Genomic DNA, 15,016 nt, shown 5'->3' with positions numbered 1-15,016 from the left:
GTAAGTTCACATGTCGCTGTCCAGGTGCGTGCCGCGCTGGCCGAGGCCGACGCCGTTATTATGCTGGTGGATACGCGCGAGGGAATTCATCCCGTCGATCGTGAACTTGTCACGGATCTGAGGCGGCATGGCAAACCGGTCTGGGTTGCCGTGAACAAGGCGGAAGGATACGACCCGTCCACGGCGGTGGCGGAATTTCATGCTTTCGGTCTGGGCGAGCCGATGGCGATCTCCGCCACGCACGGCGACGGCGTGGACGAGCTGATGCAACGCGTGCTGGGGGCCATGCCTGTCACCGAAGAGGCCGAGTCGGAAGAGGGCGTACCGCGCATCGCCGTGATCGGCAAACCCAACGCCGGCAAGTCCACGCTCGTCAATGCCTTGCTGGGTGAAGAGCGCGTGGTGGTCAGCGACGCGCCGGGTACCACGCGCGACAGCATCCGCGTGCCGCTGGAACGCGAAGGCCGACGTTATATTCTCATTGATACGGCCGGCGTGCGTCGCCGTTCCAAAATCGATGAGCTTCTGGAAAAGTTTTCCGTGCTCAAAACCCTTCAGGCCATCGACGAGGCAAATGTCGCGATTCTTGTCATCGACGCCAGCACCGGCGTGTCCGAACAGGATGCCTCGCTTTCCGGTTACGCACTGGAAGCCGGAAGGGCCATGGTGGTCGCCGTCAATAAATGGGATGCGGTGACGGATTCCGAGCGCACCTGGATCAAGCGCGAGTTCGAGCGCAAATTGCCGTTCCTCGAGTTCGCCCGGGTTCACTATATTTCGGCACGGGATGGCATGGGGGTGGGCGGTTTGTTTCCCTCGGTGGATGAGGCCTATGCTTCCGCCTTTCGTACCCTGACCACCCCCAAGCTTAACCGCGTCCTGCAGGACGCGGTGACGGCCACCCCACCGCCCATGGCCCGTGGCCGGCGCGCTCGTCCCAAGTATGCCCACCAGGGCGGAAAAAACCCGCCCCGGGTGGTGATCCATGGCAACCAGGTTGCCTCACTGTCCAAATCCTACCGCCGCTACCTGGCTAATACCTTCCGCAAGGCATTTCACCTGGTTGGCACACAGGTCTGGATCGATTGCCGGCAGGAAGAGAACCCCTACCAGGATAAAAAGGCTCGTGGCCGGGCTGGCCGTCGCCATTCTCCCCGTAAGCGCCCCTAAAAAATCCGTGAACTATACTCATCACTAGATTGAAACATAACGTAAAAGCAGAGACATGCCGCAGCAAGGGGTAGCGCGCTTGGATCAGGGACTCAGAGGGTAGTGTCGTGAGCGCATTTCATAAAAGTGCCCTCCGGTCCGGTTACCGGCTGGCTGAATACACCATTGAATCGGTTCTGGGCCATGGCGGCTTCGGAATCACTTATCTTGCGCGCGATACGTCGTTGGGCGCCCAGGTGGCAATCAAGGAATACCTCCCCCACGAGATCGCCAACCGGGAAAACAAGACCCAGGTATTGCCGAATCCCTCCCGTGGGGCGGTGCACGATTATCAGATTGGCCTCAAAAATTTCGTGAAGGAGGCCCGCGCTCTAGCCCGCTTCAAGCATCCTAATATTGTCCGTGTCCTGCGTTTCCTCGAGGCTAATGGGACGGCCTACATGGTCATGGAGTACGAGGAGGGGCAGAGTCTCGCGGATTATCTCAAACGCAACGGGCCTCGCCTGGATGAGCAGACCCTGTTGAAAGTGTTTATCCCGATTCTCAATGGCCTGCACGCGGTGCACGAGGCTGAGATGCTGCATCTCGACATCAAGCCGGAGAATATCTATCTGCGCAAGGATGGCAGCCCGATGCTCATTGACTTCGGCTCGGCTCGCCAGGGAGCGGTCCATCTGCAGAAAGTGGCGCTGACCCAAGGTTATGCTCCGATGGAACAATACCCCGACAAGGGTACACCGGACCCGTCGACCGATGTCTATGCCGTGGGTGCTTCCATGTACCGCTGCATCAGCGGCAAGAAGCCGGATGACGCCTTGGAACGCTATCAGGCGGTGCTCAAATACCAGGTGGATCCGCTGACTCCGGCGGTCAAGGCGGGGAAGAATGGGTATCAGAAGCCGGTGCTCGAATGTATCGACTGGGCCATGCAGGTGTATTCGCGTGATCGGCCACAATCCGCGCGCGAGCTGCAGGATGCCCTCATGGGTAAAGGCAGGTCTGGACGTCAGGCCACGACCGGTCAACCGGCCATGTTCAACCGACCGTCCGTATCCAGGGTAAAGGTATCCGCACAGGCCTCGAAGGCCATGAATGAAAAAGACCGCAGCTCGGCGGCCGTTGGTTGGATGGCAGCGGCACTGATGGTGGCCAGCCTGGCGGTGGCCGGTACCCTCTATTGGCCTGACCTTAAGGTTTATTGGGAGGAGACAGAACAGACATCCGCTCCTGCGATTCACGCCGGGACTTCAGGCAAGCCAGCAATGTCAACGGAGCGGCCAACGGGAGCGAAATCTCCTGCGGCGACATACGATGCCGTAGAAGCGCCATCCAAGCCCCACCCGATCACCCAGGCTGTATCGGCAGTTGTTCCTTCCCTGCTCGAGAAAACGCTTACCGGTCATCAGGACTGGGTGCAGTCGGTGGCGTTTGCGCCGGATGGAAAATGGTTCGCGTCGGCTGGTCTCGACAAAACTATCAAGCTCTGGGTGACGTCCACAGGTTCACTGCTCGGTTCGTTGCGGCAGAGTTATGCCGTTAACGCCGTGGCTATTTCCGCTGCTGGCTCGTGGCTGGCGTCGGCAGGCGACGATGGCACGGTAAGATTGTGGGAAGCCGGCACCGGGCAGCTGCACAGCGCCTTGAGCGGCCTGAGCTATGCGGTCTATGCGGTGGCGTTTTCGCCGGATGGCAAGCTTGTCGCCGCCGCCGGCAAGGACAGAATGGTGTACGTGTGGGATGTGAATAGCGGAAAACGGCTGCAAATACTTGAAGGACACGCCGGCGATATTTATGCGCTCGCGTTTTCTCCTAATGGAAAATTGATTGCCTCCGCCGGCGTCGACAGGACGCTGCTCGTCTGGAACGTGGCGAATGGTACGGAGACCATGAAGATGGCGGGCCACAAGGACAAGGTGCTGGCGCTGGCCTGGTCGCCGAACGGAAAATGGCTGGCTTCCGGCGACTCCGGTGAAACGATACGCCTGTGGGATACGACGACCGGCACGCTGGCGCGGATACTGAATAATAATCCCGCCGTTCTCGCGCTGGCCTGGTCGCCGGACAGCCGCTGGCTGGCCGCCGGGCTGGCTGACAAAACCATCGGGATATTCGACGCCGGTAACGGTTCCGTCGTGCAGACGCTCGTGGGACATCAGGATTGGGTGCAGTCGGTGGCGTTTTCGCCGGATGGCACAAGACTTGTCTCCGGGGGTCGCGACAAAACTGTCCGAATCTGGAAGGGAAAATAAATTTCACTTGAACGCGACCGCCAGGCTGCGCTGAAAACAACTTTTTATTACGCTGTTATTTTTTTTCGGGCAGGAACAATACCGGATCGACCCGGCTATTGTTAAGGCTCACGGTCCAGTGCAGGTGCGGACCGGTGACGCGTCCGGACATGCCCACCTCGCCGATTTTCTGACCCTGGGTCACCCGTGTACCGCGCTCGACCGCAATACGGCTCAAGTGGTTGAACATACTGATGAGTCCCTGGCCATGGTCGAGAAAAACGGTTTTGCCGTTGAAAAAATATTCTCCAGTCAGAATGACGGTCCCCGCCAAAGGCGCCATGACCGGCGCACCGACGGGCGCGGCGATATCGATGCCGCTGTGCGGCTGACGTGGTTCATTGTTGAAGAAGCGCCGCAACCCGAAGACACTGCTCACCGACCCGTGCACCGGCAGGAGGCATCGCAGCGAGGGCAGCGCTTCATCGGTCCAGACGGAAAACGCCTGCTGGATGATCGCCTGTTCGCGGGTAATGCGCGCGAGATCTTCTTCCGTCGGTTCCACCATGCGTTTGTTCTTGAGCGTGAGGCGCTGTACGGCGTATTCCTTGGACTGTACGGTAAACGGATAATCCCGCGCCTTGCCCTGACTGTCGCGGATCGTAACCGTTTGCGGGCCCGGCTCGAGCGTGAGTGGCAGTCCCACCACGGCTTGCCACTGGCCGTCGTGGCGCATCACCATGACGCGTTGATCGGCAAAATGCACCACCGGCGCCGGCTCGGTGTCCGGCACCAACGGCAAAATCGCGATGCCACCCGGCACCGGGCTCGCATGCGGCAGTTCCTGCGCGGTCGCGACCGTGCCGATCAGCAGCCCTAACAGTGTCCACATTTTATTGCCCACGGGTTTTTTCAACCAGACAATCCAGATAGCCATGTGCCAGACGGGCCTGAACTCGTTCGCCCGCCTGGACCGCTGCCGCCTCGGTAACGATCGCGCCGGTGGCCGATTTTTGCACAATGGCAAACCCCCGCTCCAGCGTGGCGAGCGGGCTCAGCGCATGCAGGCCCTGCATGACCTGCTGCAGGCGGGCGTCGGCGCGTTCGATGCGCCGCTTCATGGCGGCCGCCAGGCGGGTATAAAAATGACGGTTGTCGAGCGCCGCCGCGCGCAATCGCGGCAGCGGCGAGTGTTGAAGCAATGCTGCTGTCATGGTCTGCCATTGCGAACGCGCCTGGCGCAGGCGCGTGATCTGTGCCAGAGGCAGGCGCTGGGAGAGCGAAGTGAGCCGCTGTTGCAGCAGTGCCAGACGGCTACGCGGATGCACCAAACGCGCGCCCAGCCAGTCAAGGTGCTGGCTGTGGTTGCGCAGGCGGCCGCGCATGGCGGTGGTCAAGCGGTTCGCGACGCGCGCAAAATGCGTCAGCCATTCGTGCTGGTCCGGGCTCAGCATTTCGGCGGCCGCGGTCGGTGTCGGCGCGCGCGCATCCGCGGACATGTCGGCGATGGTGAAATCGGTTTCGTGTCCCACGCCGCTGACGATTGGGACAGGACAGGCATAAATGGCGCGCGCCACGATCTCCTCGTTGAATGGCCATAGATCCTCGAGCGAACCGCCACCGCGCGCGAGGATCAGCGCATCGCAGTCGTTTCGCTCGCCGGCCAGCCGGATCGCCGCGGCGATTTTCTCCGCCGCGCCCTCGCCCTGCACCGGCACCGGAAACACCAGTACGGCGATCGCCGGGAAGCGCCGCTTCAGCGTCGTCAGGATATCGTGCAGCACCGCACCGGAAGGGGAAGTGATGATGCCGATGCGTCGCGGTAGCCGGGGCAGCGGCAACTTGTGCGCGGTCTCGAAGAGACCATCCTTGGCGAGTCTCTGTTTGAGCGCATCGAAAGCGCGCCGCAAGGCACCTTCTCCGGCCTCTTCGAGGTATTCGACGATGACTTGAAAGTCGCCGCGACCCTCGTACAGGCTCACGCGCGCGCGCAGCAGCACGTGCAACCCGTCCTTGAGCGTGATGCCGGCCAGGCGTTGATGTTGTCGAAAGAAGGCGCAACGCACCTGCGCCTGAGGGTCCTTGAGCGAGAAGTACACATGGCCCGACGCCGGACGCGAGAGATTGGATATCTCACCCTCGATCCAGATCGGCGGGAAGCTCCCTTCGAGCAGGGATTTGGCCTCGCGATTCAGGCGCGAGACCGTGTAGATATCACGCAGTGTCGTAACGGCGGGAGAGGGTTGCACCATACAGGAAACATAACCCCATTTGGGTGAATAAAGAAAGCCGGGCAGCGCCAGGCTTTCTTGCTCGGCTCAACCCTCGTCTGGTTTACTTGTAACTGATCACCGGCTTGGCGTTGTCTCTTGCCTGTTGCTGGGCCATCTGCGCCTGCTTCATGGCCTTTTGTGCTAGTTTCATGGCCGTGTCGAATTCGGTTTTCGCGGTTGCCCGGTCGCCGTTTTGCACCGCCTTGTCAGACGCGGCCTTGGCTTCCTTCGAGTCCGTCAGGAATTTCTCGGTATCGCGCCACAGAAAACCGGTCTTGTCGGCGAGTTTGATTTCATTCTCCGTCTGAGCGACGAGTTTGTTGTATTCCTCATTTTTTGCTGACCAGCCTTCCCACCAATTATCCCACCAAGCGCAACCTGTTACCGTCAGGACAAGGGATAGAGAGCACAATATAAGGGTTTTTTTCATTCTAATTCCTCCTGAGCCTGCGTGTGGTAATGAATGACTTCAAGGTAAAACACAAAGCGAGCCGCGTCAACGGTAAGACCGGCCTGTTAGCCATTAGCCGTTATGTGGCAGGGAATATCTGGCGGGGTCCGTACGTCACGCCAGTTTACGAAAGCGTATCGGATTACGTATAATACGCCATGCGAATTGTTCAGGAAGGCCTCACCTTTGACGATGTCCTGCTGCTCCCTGCGCATTCGACCGTCCTGCCCAAGGACGTGGACCTGAAAACCTCCCTTACGCGCACCATCAGCCTCAATATCCCGCTGCTGTCGGCCGCCATGGACACGGTCACGGAGGCGCGCGCCGCCATCTGCCTGGCCCAGGAAGGGGGTCTCGGCATCGTCCACAAGAACCTGACGCCCGAGCGCCAGGCGGATGAAGTACGCCGGGTGAAGAAATTCGAAGCCGGCATCATCAGCAACCCGATCACGGTGACGCCCGATACCACCATTCGCAAGGTGCTGGAACTCACGCGCGCGCAGCATATCTCCGGCGTGCCGGTGACCCAGGGCGACAAGCTCGTAGGCATCGTCACCAGCCGCGATCTGCGGTTCGAGACCCGCTACGAGGAACCGGTGTCGCGCATCATGACGCCCCAGGAAAAACTGGTGACGGTCAAGGAAGGCGCTTCGCGCGACGAGATACTCAAGCTGCTGCACCAGCACCGTATTGAAAAAATCCTCGTGGTGGATGACAAGTTCGGTTTGAAAGGCCTTATTACCGTCAAAGACATCCAGAAGTCGACCGAATACCCGCGCTCGGCCAAGGATCGCAAAGGCCGTCTGCTCGCCGGCGCCGCGGTCGGCGTGGGCCAGGGCACGGAAGAGCGCGTCGAGCGCCTGGTCGAGGCCGAGGTGGACGTGATCATCGTGGACACGGCGCATGGCCATTCCCAGGGCGTGCTCGATCGCGTGCGTTGGATCAAGAAGCATTATCCCGACATGCAGGTGATTGGCGGCAACATCGCCACGGGCGAGGCGGCGAAATCACTGCGCGATGCCGGCGCCGATGGCGTAAAAGTCGGCATCGGGCCAGGATCGATTTGCACCACGCGCATGGTGGCCGGGGTCGGCGTGCCGCAGCTCACCGCGATCGCCAATGTCGCGGAAGCGATGAAAGGATCGAATATTCCGGTGATTGCCGACGGCGGCATCCGTTATTCCGGCGATATCGCCAAGGCCCTGGCCGCCGGCGCGCACACGATCATGATCGGCAGCTTGCTGGCCGGCACCGACGAAGCGCCCGGACAGGTGGAGATCTACCAGGGCCGTTCGTACAAATCCTATCGCGGCATGGGATCGCTCGGTGCCATGGGCGAAGGCTCGAGCGACCGTTATTTCCAGGAAGGCGCCAAGGGCGACAAACTGGTGCCGGAAGGCGTCGAAGGCCGCGTGCCCTACAAGGGGCCGATGATCAACATCATTCATCAGCTCATGGGCGGCCTGCGCTCCAGCATGGGCTATACCGGCAGCGTCAATATCGAAGCGATGCGTACCAAGACACAGTTCGTGCGCATCACCAATGCCGGCATCCGCGAGTCACACGTGCACGACGTGATGGTGACCAAGGAAGCGCCGAACTACCAGCGGGAATGATTCGCAACCGCTGATTTCCCTGGCGCTCCTGGCGGTAAAAAATATTTAGTGCCATGACCGATCCGCATTTACAGAAAATCCTGATCCTCGATTTCGGCTCGCAGTACACGCAGCTGATCGCGCGCCGTGTGCGCGAGGCCGGAGTGTATTGCGAGCTGTATTCCTATGACACGCCGGTCGAGGAAATCCGGAAATTCGCTCCGCGCGGCATCATTCTTTCCGGTGGCCCGGAATCGGTGACGCTGGACGAGACCCCGCGCGCACCCAGGGAGATTTTCGACATGAAGGTCCCCGTCCTCGGCATCTGTTACGGTCAGCAGACCATGGCGGCGCAGTTGGGCGGCACGGTCGAGGCCGGCGACAAGCGCGAGTTCGGTTACGCGCGGGTGCGCATGCACAGCCACTCGAAACTGTTTCGCGACCTGCGCGACGAGAAGGAAGAAACCGGCGCGGAATGGTTGCACGTATGGATGAGCCACGGCGACCGTGTCACCAAACTGCCTTCGGGCTTCAAGGTGATTGCGGAAACCGCCGCCGCGCCCTTTGCCGGTATCGCCGACGAGACGCGCGGATACTATGGCATCCAGTTCCATCCGGAGGTGACGCATACCACCCAGGGACGCTCGATACTGCAACGTTTTGTGCATGACATCTGCGGTTGCGGTTCGCTGTGGACGCCGGGCAACATCATCGAAAGCATGATCCAGTCGGTGCGCGCCCAGGTCGGGCAGGACGAAGTCGTGCTCGGATTGTCCGGCGGCGTGGACTCCTCCGTGGTCGCGGCACTGTTGCACCGCGCCATCGGCAAGCAGCTCACTTGCATATTCGTCGACAACGGCCTGCTGCGCCTGAACGAGGGTGACCAGGTGATGGAGACTTTCGCCCGACACATGGGCGTGAAGGTCATCCGGGTGGACGCCGAGAACCGTTTTCTCTCCGCGCTCAAGGGCGTGGCCGATCCGGAGAAGAAGCGCAAGATTATCGGCGGCATCTTCATCGAGGTTTTCGAGGAGCAGGCAGCCAAGATCAACAACGCCCGGTGGCTGGCGCAGGGCACGATCTACCCGGACGTGATCGAATCCGCCGCGGCCAAGACCAGGAAGGCGCACGTGATCAAGTCGCACCACAACGTCGGCGGGCTGCCGGAGAAGATGAACATCAAGCTGCTCGAGCCGCTGCGCGAGCTGTTCAAGGACGAGGTGCGCCGCATCGGTGAGGAACTGGGTCTGCCGCATCAGATGATCTACCGCCATCCATTCCCCGGCCCGGGTCTGGGCGTGCGCATCCTGGGCGAGGTGAAGAAGGAATACGCCGATCTGCTGCGCAAGGCGGACGCGATCTATCTGGAAGAGCTGTACCGCCACAATCTTTACGACAAGATCAGCCAGGCGTTCGCGGTGTTCCTGCCGGTGAAGTCGGTCGCCGTGCTGGGCGACGCCCGCGCCTACGATTACGTGATTGCGCTGCGTGCGGTCGAGACGGTGGATTTCATGACTGCCAACTGGGCGCAGATTCCCTATGAAGTCCTGGGCATCATCTCCAACCGCATCATCAACGAAGTGCGCGGCATCTCGCGCGTGGTCTACGACATCTCCGGCAAGCCGCCGGCGACCATCGAATGGGAGTGATGACATCGGAGGCGCGCGACGCGGCGTACATGCATCGTGCGCTCGAACTGGCCCGCCACGCCGAGGAAGCGGGTGAGGTGCCGGTGGGCGCACTGGTGGTGCTGAACGACGAGATCATCGGCGAAGGCTGGAACCAGCCTATCGTCGCGCACGATCCCACCGCGCATGCCGAAATCGTGGCGTTGCGCGCCGCGGCGACGCGCATGAAAAATTACCGTCTCTCCGACGCCGTGCTCTACGTAACACTCGAACCCTGTGCCATGTGCGCCGGCGCCATGGTGCACGCGCGCATGGCGCGCGTCGTGTACGGCGCGGCCGACCCGAAGTCCGGCGCGGCCGGGAGCGTATTCAATATGCTGGAATCCTCCGCTCTAAATCATCGCGCACAAGTCACCCGCGACGTGCTCGCGGGGGAATGCGGCGAGATGTTGCGGAAATTTTTCGCTGCACGGCGCTGAGGAATGTAGGTTGGGCTGAGCGATAGCGAAACCCAACAATTAGTCGGCGATGTTGTTGGGGTTCGCTTCTCTCACCCCAACCTACGAACTGCGGAAGTTTTTCGAAGCACGGCGGTAGCCCCCCTCACCCCTTGCCCTCTCCCGCGAAGGGGAGAGGGGGAGTCGGAAGTGTTTCATTTTAAATTGCCGGCGCCTTGATCCCGAAAGCCTCGGGCCTTTTCTTGGCTTTTTCCTCTTCGTCGGTCTTTACCAGCACGTCATAATAAGTACGCACGGCATTGACGAAGATGACCGGCTCCAGCCCGCGGGCATAGCCGTTTTTGGTTTTGGGGTACCAGGCTTCGTCGGCGAGCAGCGGCAGGGAGTTTTTAACGTCGTTCCACTTGTTCGGATCGCGGCCGTGCTTCTGGGTGATGATGCGCGCGTCTTCCAGGTGATTGATGCCGATGTTATACGCCGCGAGCGCCATCCACGTCCGGTCGGGTTCGGTGATGCCGGGCGGCATGCGCTCGATCAGGCCTTGGAGATAGTGGGCACCGCCGCCGATGCTTTGCGTGGCATCCAGGCGGTCCGCAATCCCGAGCTGGTCGGCGGTTTCCTCCGTCAGCATCATCATGCCGCGCACGCCGGTCGGTGAGGTCGCTGTCGGATCCCAGTAGGACTCCTGATAACCGAGGGCGGCGAGCAACCGCCAGTCGAGGCTGTACTGCTTGGCCGCCTTTTCGAACAGGAGTTGATATTGCGCGAGGCGGCTGCGTACGCGCACCTTGAACACGCTCAGGTTGACGAAGTTCGAGTGGCTGGCGGGGCCGTAATAACGGTCGATCAGTTGCGCCAGTTCCCCTGTAGAGCGGCTTTTTTCCAGAAACTTCACGGCGGCGTCATACAGACTCTGGTCCTCGCCCAAGGCGAAGGCCCAAGCCAGAGGCTCCGGTTTCTGCAGACTGAAGGCGACTTGAATCTCGGGGAAATATTGCCGGTTGATCGCGACGATGTTCGAATCGGCAATGCTGATTTCGAGCAGCCCTTCCCATACGACCTGCATCAATTCCTCGGTTTCCTTGTCCACCTCGGTCCATTTCAGTTCCGGATATTGCTGCTTGAGTTCGTTCAGGCGTTCGGCATAGCTGGTGCCGGCCTGCACCTCGATCTGCCGGCCGATCAATTCCTCGGCGCTGGCGGGCCGGTCGGTCCCCAACCGGTAAATCACCTGCTGGCGGATTTCCTGATAGGGCGGGCCGAACCGGACCAGTTTGCTCCGCGCCTCCGTCACCGTGATCCCCGCCGCCGCCAGGTCGGCATCGCCCTTGAGCAGCCGCGGGATGATGTCGTTGAATTTTTCAGCGACCACGAAACGCGGTTTCACGCCGAGATAGTTCGCGAAGCTTTTCACCAGATCGTATTCGAATCCGGCCGGTCCTTCCGGCGTCTCGTAATAGGTGGTGGGGCTGGTGCGCGTCAACACCACCAGTTCACCCGCGGATTTGACGTCCCGCAGCTTGTTCTTCTCGAAAAAGGAGCAGGACAGGAGCTGTGGGAAAACCAGCAAAATCAGCAGGGCAGGACGGCAGATTCGGAGCGCGGCGTGAAATATCCCGGTTGGCTGGTCAGTCCCGATACGATCCATAGATCTAAACCTAGTGCAGCGCCGGGCGCTTGTCACGCGTCTCCTGCATGGCCGAAACAGTGTGTATAGGTATAGATGTCGCCCTACTTCGTTCGTCTGGATATAATGATAGTTGCCGCCGGAGAGGTACCGAAGCGGTCACAACGGCGCTGACTCGAAATCAGATGGGCGGAAACGCCACGGGGGTTCGAATCCCTCCCTCTCCGCCATTACTCAAGCCGGGGGTTGTTACCCCCGGCTTGAGTAATGGCAAAGTGCGAAAGGTATTCGAACCCTTTAGGGTTCGGAATCCTGACGTGCATGGATGCACAAATGTCGCGAGAGCACAGGGATGTGCGGAGCGACCTCCCTCTCCGCCATACATTTATCCGTACCCGCCTTCCCTGGCGCAACGCTTCTGTCTTCGATCTGCCCCAGCCCGCACATCCGTGTGCGGGCGTTCGCCGGGGCCAAGGTGAGGCGGAGCTGTCGCCGATGCACTTAACGTGCATCGGCGCCGCCGAACGGGCGCAGCGAGTTTGGTTGCGCCCTGGGCCGCAAGTTAAGTGTCTTCGCCTGTTTCCGGCTCACCCCTCCCTCTCCGCCATTTCCTCCCTCCGTACCGGGGATGTTCTACTATTAAGAATATCCTCACAAAAAATGCTCACCACTGAATGGATACGGACATCCTCAAAACCCTGGTCCCCATCAATTCGCTGACGCCTGATAATTTCAGGGAACTGGCGGCCGAGGCCGTCATCGAGAATATGACTGCCGGGAGCCAGCTGTTCAAGCAAGGCGACCGCGACATTCATTCCGTGTTTCTGTTGTCAGGAGAAGTCGCGCTGACTTCAACCGACAGCGCCGAGAGTCGCCATGTGGTTGCCGGTACCGATGATGCACGCTATGCGCTCGCCCAGCTCAAGCCGCGCCAATACACCGGCACCGCCAAGACAGCGGTTACCGTCGCGTGGGTGGACAGCGCCCTGCTGGACCGTTTGCTCACTTGGGACCAGACGACCGGTTATGAGGTCACTGAATATGACGGTAGTCAGGACCCCGAATGGATGATACGCATGCTGCGCAGCGAAACATTCCAGAAACTGCCGCCTTCCAATATCAACGCCCTGTTTGCCCGCTTTGAGCCAGTCGAGGTCAAGGCAAATCAGGTCATCATCCGGCAGGGCGATCCGGGCGACTTTTACTACATCATTAAAACCGGCAAAGCCAACGTGTCACGCAAGGCGGAGAAAGGCGGCAAGGTTGCTGTCGTCGGACAACTGGGCGATGGCGACGGTTTCGGTGAAGAAGCGTTGCTGTCCGGCGCGCCACGCAATGCCACGGTGGTGATGGCGGTGGAGGGCGTGCTCATGCGCCTTGGCCGGAAAGATTTCGATGAACTGATGCGCGAGCCGCTGGTGCAGTGGGTGACACTGGATCAGGCCAGAGCCTTGGCGCAGAAGGGAGCCGGGTTGCTCGACGTGCGTACCGAAGATGAGTTTCGCAACGGCACCGTCAAGGGCAGCATCAACCTGCCGCTGTATCTGCTGCGGCGCAAGGCCCGGGAGCTTGATTCAAAGCGCCACTATGTCGTCTTTTGCCAGACCGGCAGTCGCAGCTGCGCGGCAGCGTTCCTGCTGAGCCAGCGAGGATTCGAGGTCTCGGTCCTGCGCGGTGGTTTGGGCGGACTTTCCCGCGCTGCCTGATTACTTTATTGCGGAGAACCGGCCGGTAGTTTACCCTTGCGTCCCGTTTTGGCGCGAGGCGCCATGCGTTATCCCGGAATAGAGTTTCCGGAGAGGTGTCCGAGCGGTTTAAGGAGCACGCCTGGAAAGTGTGTGTGCGTCAAAAACGCACCGAGGGTTCGAATCCCTCCCTCTCCGCCAATCCGTCGGTAGCAAACGGCCCTTTCTCCGCCAACCGGAGAAAGGGCCGCTTTTTCCCGCAGTGTTACGTTATTACTCACCTAAGCATGTCCGATACCGGACCGCTATGAGCCTGAAATCGGTGTAGAAAACGAGTTTTTTCTCTGACTCGCAATTTCGAGGTTCGGTTTGCCTGTTCCTGGAGAATTACTATATGGAGTTAGAATTCCCGCCCGTCCCGTCTATGCTGCTTCCTTGGTGATCGCGCGTAGTCAATCGCACTAGATGCTCATTTTCATCATCTAGTCCGCGCGCGCATTCCAATTTTTTTCTTTACGCTATACGGTCGGATTCTAGGCGGCTGGTTACTCGATCCAATTGATCAGACAGAAAATTCCAATGACCGTGGTTTTCCTCTCGTCGGACTCTGACACGATAGGGACTCGGTTGCGACGTGCCCGTTGCGCCTCGCGAACGCATTGGCGCTGCCTTCGGATATTCGCGCTGGATCTCGATCGCGCAATATGTCGATGCACTATTTTTTGACGTAACGAGCCGATGATCCCGATATCGTCTGGCTGACAAGAACCATAAGCGATGGAGCCAACGCAATGCCTACAGACATAGCAGAATCTCGTCGTCTTAACTTGTTCGCCAGGGCTCTTCTACGGCCCCTGTATGGCCCCTGGGTCATACAAAACGCCAGTCATTTTTGAGGCCATGGCCCCTACTGGGGCCATGCAGGGGACTTTGCCATACTGGCGTCATCTTGGCATGAATGCTGCTTGGCGACGGATTGAGTAGATGACGTTTTTTGGCGTCTCTGTTGAATATCGCGCAGACGGAGAATGCGCACATAGGGGCAAATAATTGATCGCCTCGGACGATCGAATCCGGCATTTCAATCCAAGATTTGCCGTAAGGGGCAAATAGCAGCGGTGGGTTAGTGATTTTGATGGGGAATACAAGCGCGGTATGGTTTCAGCCATGGCGAAGAAAAATTCGAAGCATCCTGCAGATGAGTACACCTTCCTTGCGATCCGGGTGGAACGGTATAACGCGAGCGCCGAGGCCTCGCTCAATCTCGACCTGAAGATGAGCCGCCCACTCTTCGCGCGGGACGATCACCTCGTCTACACTTTCGCGTCCACGCTTAAGATCAGCGGCGTGTCCACTTATCCGGAAAGCCGGGCCGGCGAGCGCTACGAAGTGACGGTGCGGGGAGAAGCGATCCATGCCGGTGACTTCAACCTCACCTTGCGCGACGTTCAGAAGCGCGACGCGCACGGCGTTCCCGTCTACCGTACCTATCGGGGCGAGCGTTTGCCGATCTACCAACCTCCACCTGGAATCGCCTTCATCGAGCGGCGCCGGGGCGAGGCGATCTGGGATCTCGGGGTTTTCGTCGCGCCCCGGCTCGTCAGCGACATGCTGGTGCTGCTGGCCCAACCACACCGGCCGCTGTTCCTGTCCCTCCACGAAAAGAAGTTGGGCCGCCAACGCTGGATCGAGAGCATCGGCCTTCAGACCACCGATCCGGCCGAGGAATGAAGATCCTCTGTACGACAAGCGAAGCGGCGGTACGGATCAGCTATCTCTCAACAGAACCGTGCAGGGTTAGATACTTTAACCGCGGGTGGAGCCAATGCGCTAGCATACACGGTCATCTGACAACGCCGACCATCACGTTTCGTCTCCATCCTTGATTGGCTGGGGAGTGG

At 59.9% G+C, this 15,016-nt stretch carries 11 protein-coding genes and 2 tRNA genes; 9 read left to right on the top strand and 4 right to left on the bottom strand.

The window, feature by feature from the left end; translation table 11 throughout:
* Together der and ACC569_RS11185 are read left to right on the top strand one after the other, a co-directional pair.
* Positions 1-1,170, top strand: a 1,170-nt coding sequence (gene der, locus ACC569_RS11190; protein WP_372523613.1) for a ribosome biogenesis GTPase Der, incomplete at its 5' end; no start/stop codon positions are given.
* A gap of 107 nt (positions 1,171-1,277) precedes the next feature.
* Positions 1,278-3,419, top strand: coding sequence for a protein kinase (locus ACC569_RS11185; RefSeq protein ID WP_372523612.1), 2,142 nt, complete (start codon positions 1,278-1,280; stop codon positions 3,417-3,419).
* Between the two features lie 55 nt (positions 3,420-3,474).
* On the opposite strand, the gene ACC569_RS11180 is transcribed toward ACC569_RS11185, so the two are convergent.
* The 3 genes from ACC569_RS11180 to ACC569_RS11170 all read right to left on the bottom strand — a co-directional run bounded on the left by ACC569_RS11180 (position 3,475) and on the right by ACC569_RS11170 (position 6,101).
* Positions 3,475-4,290, bottom strand: coding sequence for a peptidoglycan DD-metalloendopeptidase family protein (locus ACC569_RS11180; RefSeq protein WP_372523611.1), 816 nt, complete (start codon positions 4,288-4,290; stop codon positions 3,475-3,477).
* A gap of 1 nt (position 4,291) precedes the next feature.
* Positions 4,292-5,650 carry an exodeoxyribonuclease VII large subunit gene (gene xseA / locus ACC569_RS11175; protein ID WP_372523610.1) on the bottom strand — a complete coding sequence of 453 codons (1,359 nt, stop codon included), beginning with the start codon at positions 5,648-5,650 and terminating at the stop codon, positions 4,292-4,294.
* 82 nt (positions 5,651-5,732) lie between these two features.
* Positions 5,733-6,101 (bottom strand): hypothetical protein, encoded by a 369-nt coding sequence (locus ACC569_RS11170; RefSeq protein WP_372523609.1) that lies wholly within the window; start codon positions 6,099-6,101, stop codon positions 5,733-5,735.
* A 179-nt stretch (positions 6,102-6,280) separates the two neighbouring features.
* Between ACC569_RS11170 and guaB the strand changes: the two genes are divergently transcribed.
* The 3 genes from guaB to tadA are packed head-to-tail and all read left to right on the top strand — an operon-like array spanning position 6,281 to position 9,824.
* Entirely contained in the window at positions 6,281-7,738 is a 1,458-nt protein-coding gene (gene guaB / locus ACC569_RS11165; protein ID WP_372523608.1) for an IMP dehydrogenase, read from the top strand.
* Positions 7,739-7,791: 53 nt separating this feature from the next.
* Complete coding sequence (gene guaA / locus ACC569_RS11160; RefSeq protein ID WP_372523607.1) at positions 7,792-9,366, top strand: glutamine-hydrolyzing GMP synthase; 1,575 nt, start codon at positions 7,792-7,794, stop codon at positions 9,364-9,366.
* Complete coding sequence (tadA, locus tag ACC569_RS11155; RefSeq protein WP_372523606.1) at positions 9,357-9,824, top strand: tRNA adenosine(34) deaminase TadA; 468 nt, start codon at positions 9,357-9,359, stop codon at positions 9,822-9,824. The genes guaA and tadA overlap by 10 nt, the downstream gene beginning before the upstream one ends.
* 178 nt (positions 9,825-10,002) lie before the next feature.
* On the opposite strand, the gene mltF is transcribed toward tadA, so the two are convergent.
* Positions 10,003-11,451 carry a membrane-bound lytic murein transglycosylase MltF gene (mltF, locus tag ACC569_RS11150; RefSeq protein ID WP_372523605.1) on the bottom strand — a complete coding sequence of 483 codons (1,449 nt, stop codon included), beginning with the start codon at positions 11,449-11,451 and terminating at the stop codon, positions 10,003-10,005.
* Positions 11,452-11,571: 120 nt separating this feature from the next.
* Here mltF and ACC569_RS11145 point away from each other — a divergent pair.
* The 4 genes from ACC569_RS11145 (at position 11,572) to ACC569_RS11130 (ending at position 14,846) form a co-directional block, all read left to right on the top strand.
* Positions 11,572-11,660, top strand: a tRNA-Ser gene (locus ACC569_RS11145).
* Between the two features lie 444 nt (positions 11,661-12,104).
* Positions 12,105-13,136, top strand: a complete 1,032-nt coding sequence (locus ACC569_RS11140; protein WP_372523604.1) for a cyclic nucleotide-binding domain-containing protein — start codon at positions 12,105-12,107, stop codon at positions 13,134-13,136.
* 89 nt (positions 13,137-13,225) lie between these two features.
* Positions 13,226-13,316: transfer RNA gene (locus ACC569_RS11135), tRNA-Ser, on the top strand.
* A gap of 966 nt (positions 13,317-14,282) precedes the next feature.
* Positions 14,283-14,846 (top strand): hypothetical protein, encoded by a 564-nt coding sequence (locus ACC569_RS11130; protein ID WP_372523603.1) that lies wholly within the window; start codon positions 14,283-14,285, stop codon positions 14,844-14,846.
* Positions 14,847-15,016 lie beyond the last annotated feature (170 nt).

It is taken from the genome of Sulfuricaulis sp., assembly GCF_041499725.1.
Taxonomy (GTDB): domain Bacteria; phylum Pseudomonadota; class Gammaproteobacteria; order Acidiferrobacterales; family Sulfurifustaceae; genus Sulfuricaulis.
Note: the sequence above shows the minus strand (reverse complement) of the source record. Positions and strands in the feature narration are given on the sequence as shown.

Excerpts from the sequence above, each read along its gene's own strand:
- guaA (WP_372523607.1), top strand. The coding sequence starts at position 7,792 with ATGACCGATCCGCATTTACAGAAAATCCTGATCCTCGATTTCGGCTCG.
- ACC569_RS11180 (WP_372523611.1), bottom strand. The coding sequence starts at position 4,290 with ATGTGGACACTGTTAGGGCTGCTGATCGGCACGGTCGCGACCGCGCAG.
- ACC569_RS11130 (WP_372523603.1), top strand. The coding sequence starts at position 14,283 with ATGGCGAAGAAAAATTCGAAGCATCCTGCAGATGAGTACACCTTCCTT.
- tadA (WP_372523606.1), top strand. The coding sequence starts at position 9,357 with ATGGGAGTGATGACATCGGAGGCGCGCGACGCGGCGTACATGCATCGT.
- ACC569_RS11170 (WP_372523609.1), bottom strand. The coding sequence starts at position 6,101 with ATGAAAAAAACCCTTATATTGTGCTCTCTATCCCTTGTCCTGACGGTA.
- mltF (WP_372523605.1), bottom strand. The coding sequence starts at position 11,451 with ATGGATCGTATCGGGACTGACCAGCCAACCGGGATATTTCACGCCGCG.
- guaB (WP_372523608.1), top strand. The coding sequence starts at position 6,281 with ATGCGAATTGTTCAGGAAGGCCTCACCTTTGACGATGTCCTGCTGCTC.
- xseA (WP_372523610.1), bottom strand. The coding sequence starts at position 5,650 with ATGGTGCAACCCTCTCCCGCCGTTACGACACTGCGTGATATCTACACG.
- ACC569_RS11140 (WP_372523604.1), top strand. The coding sequence starts at position 12,105 with ATGGATACGGACATCCTCAAAACCCTGGTCCCCATCAATTCGCTGACG.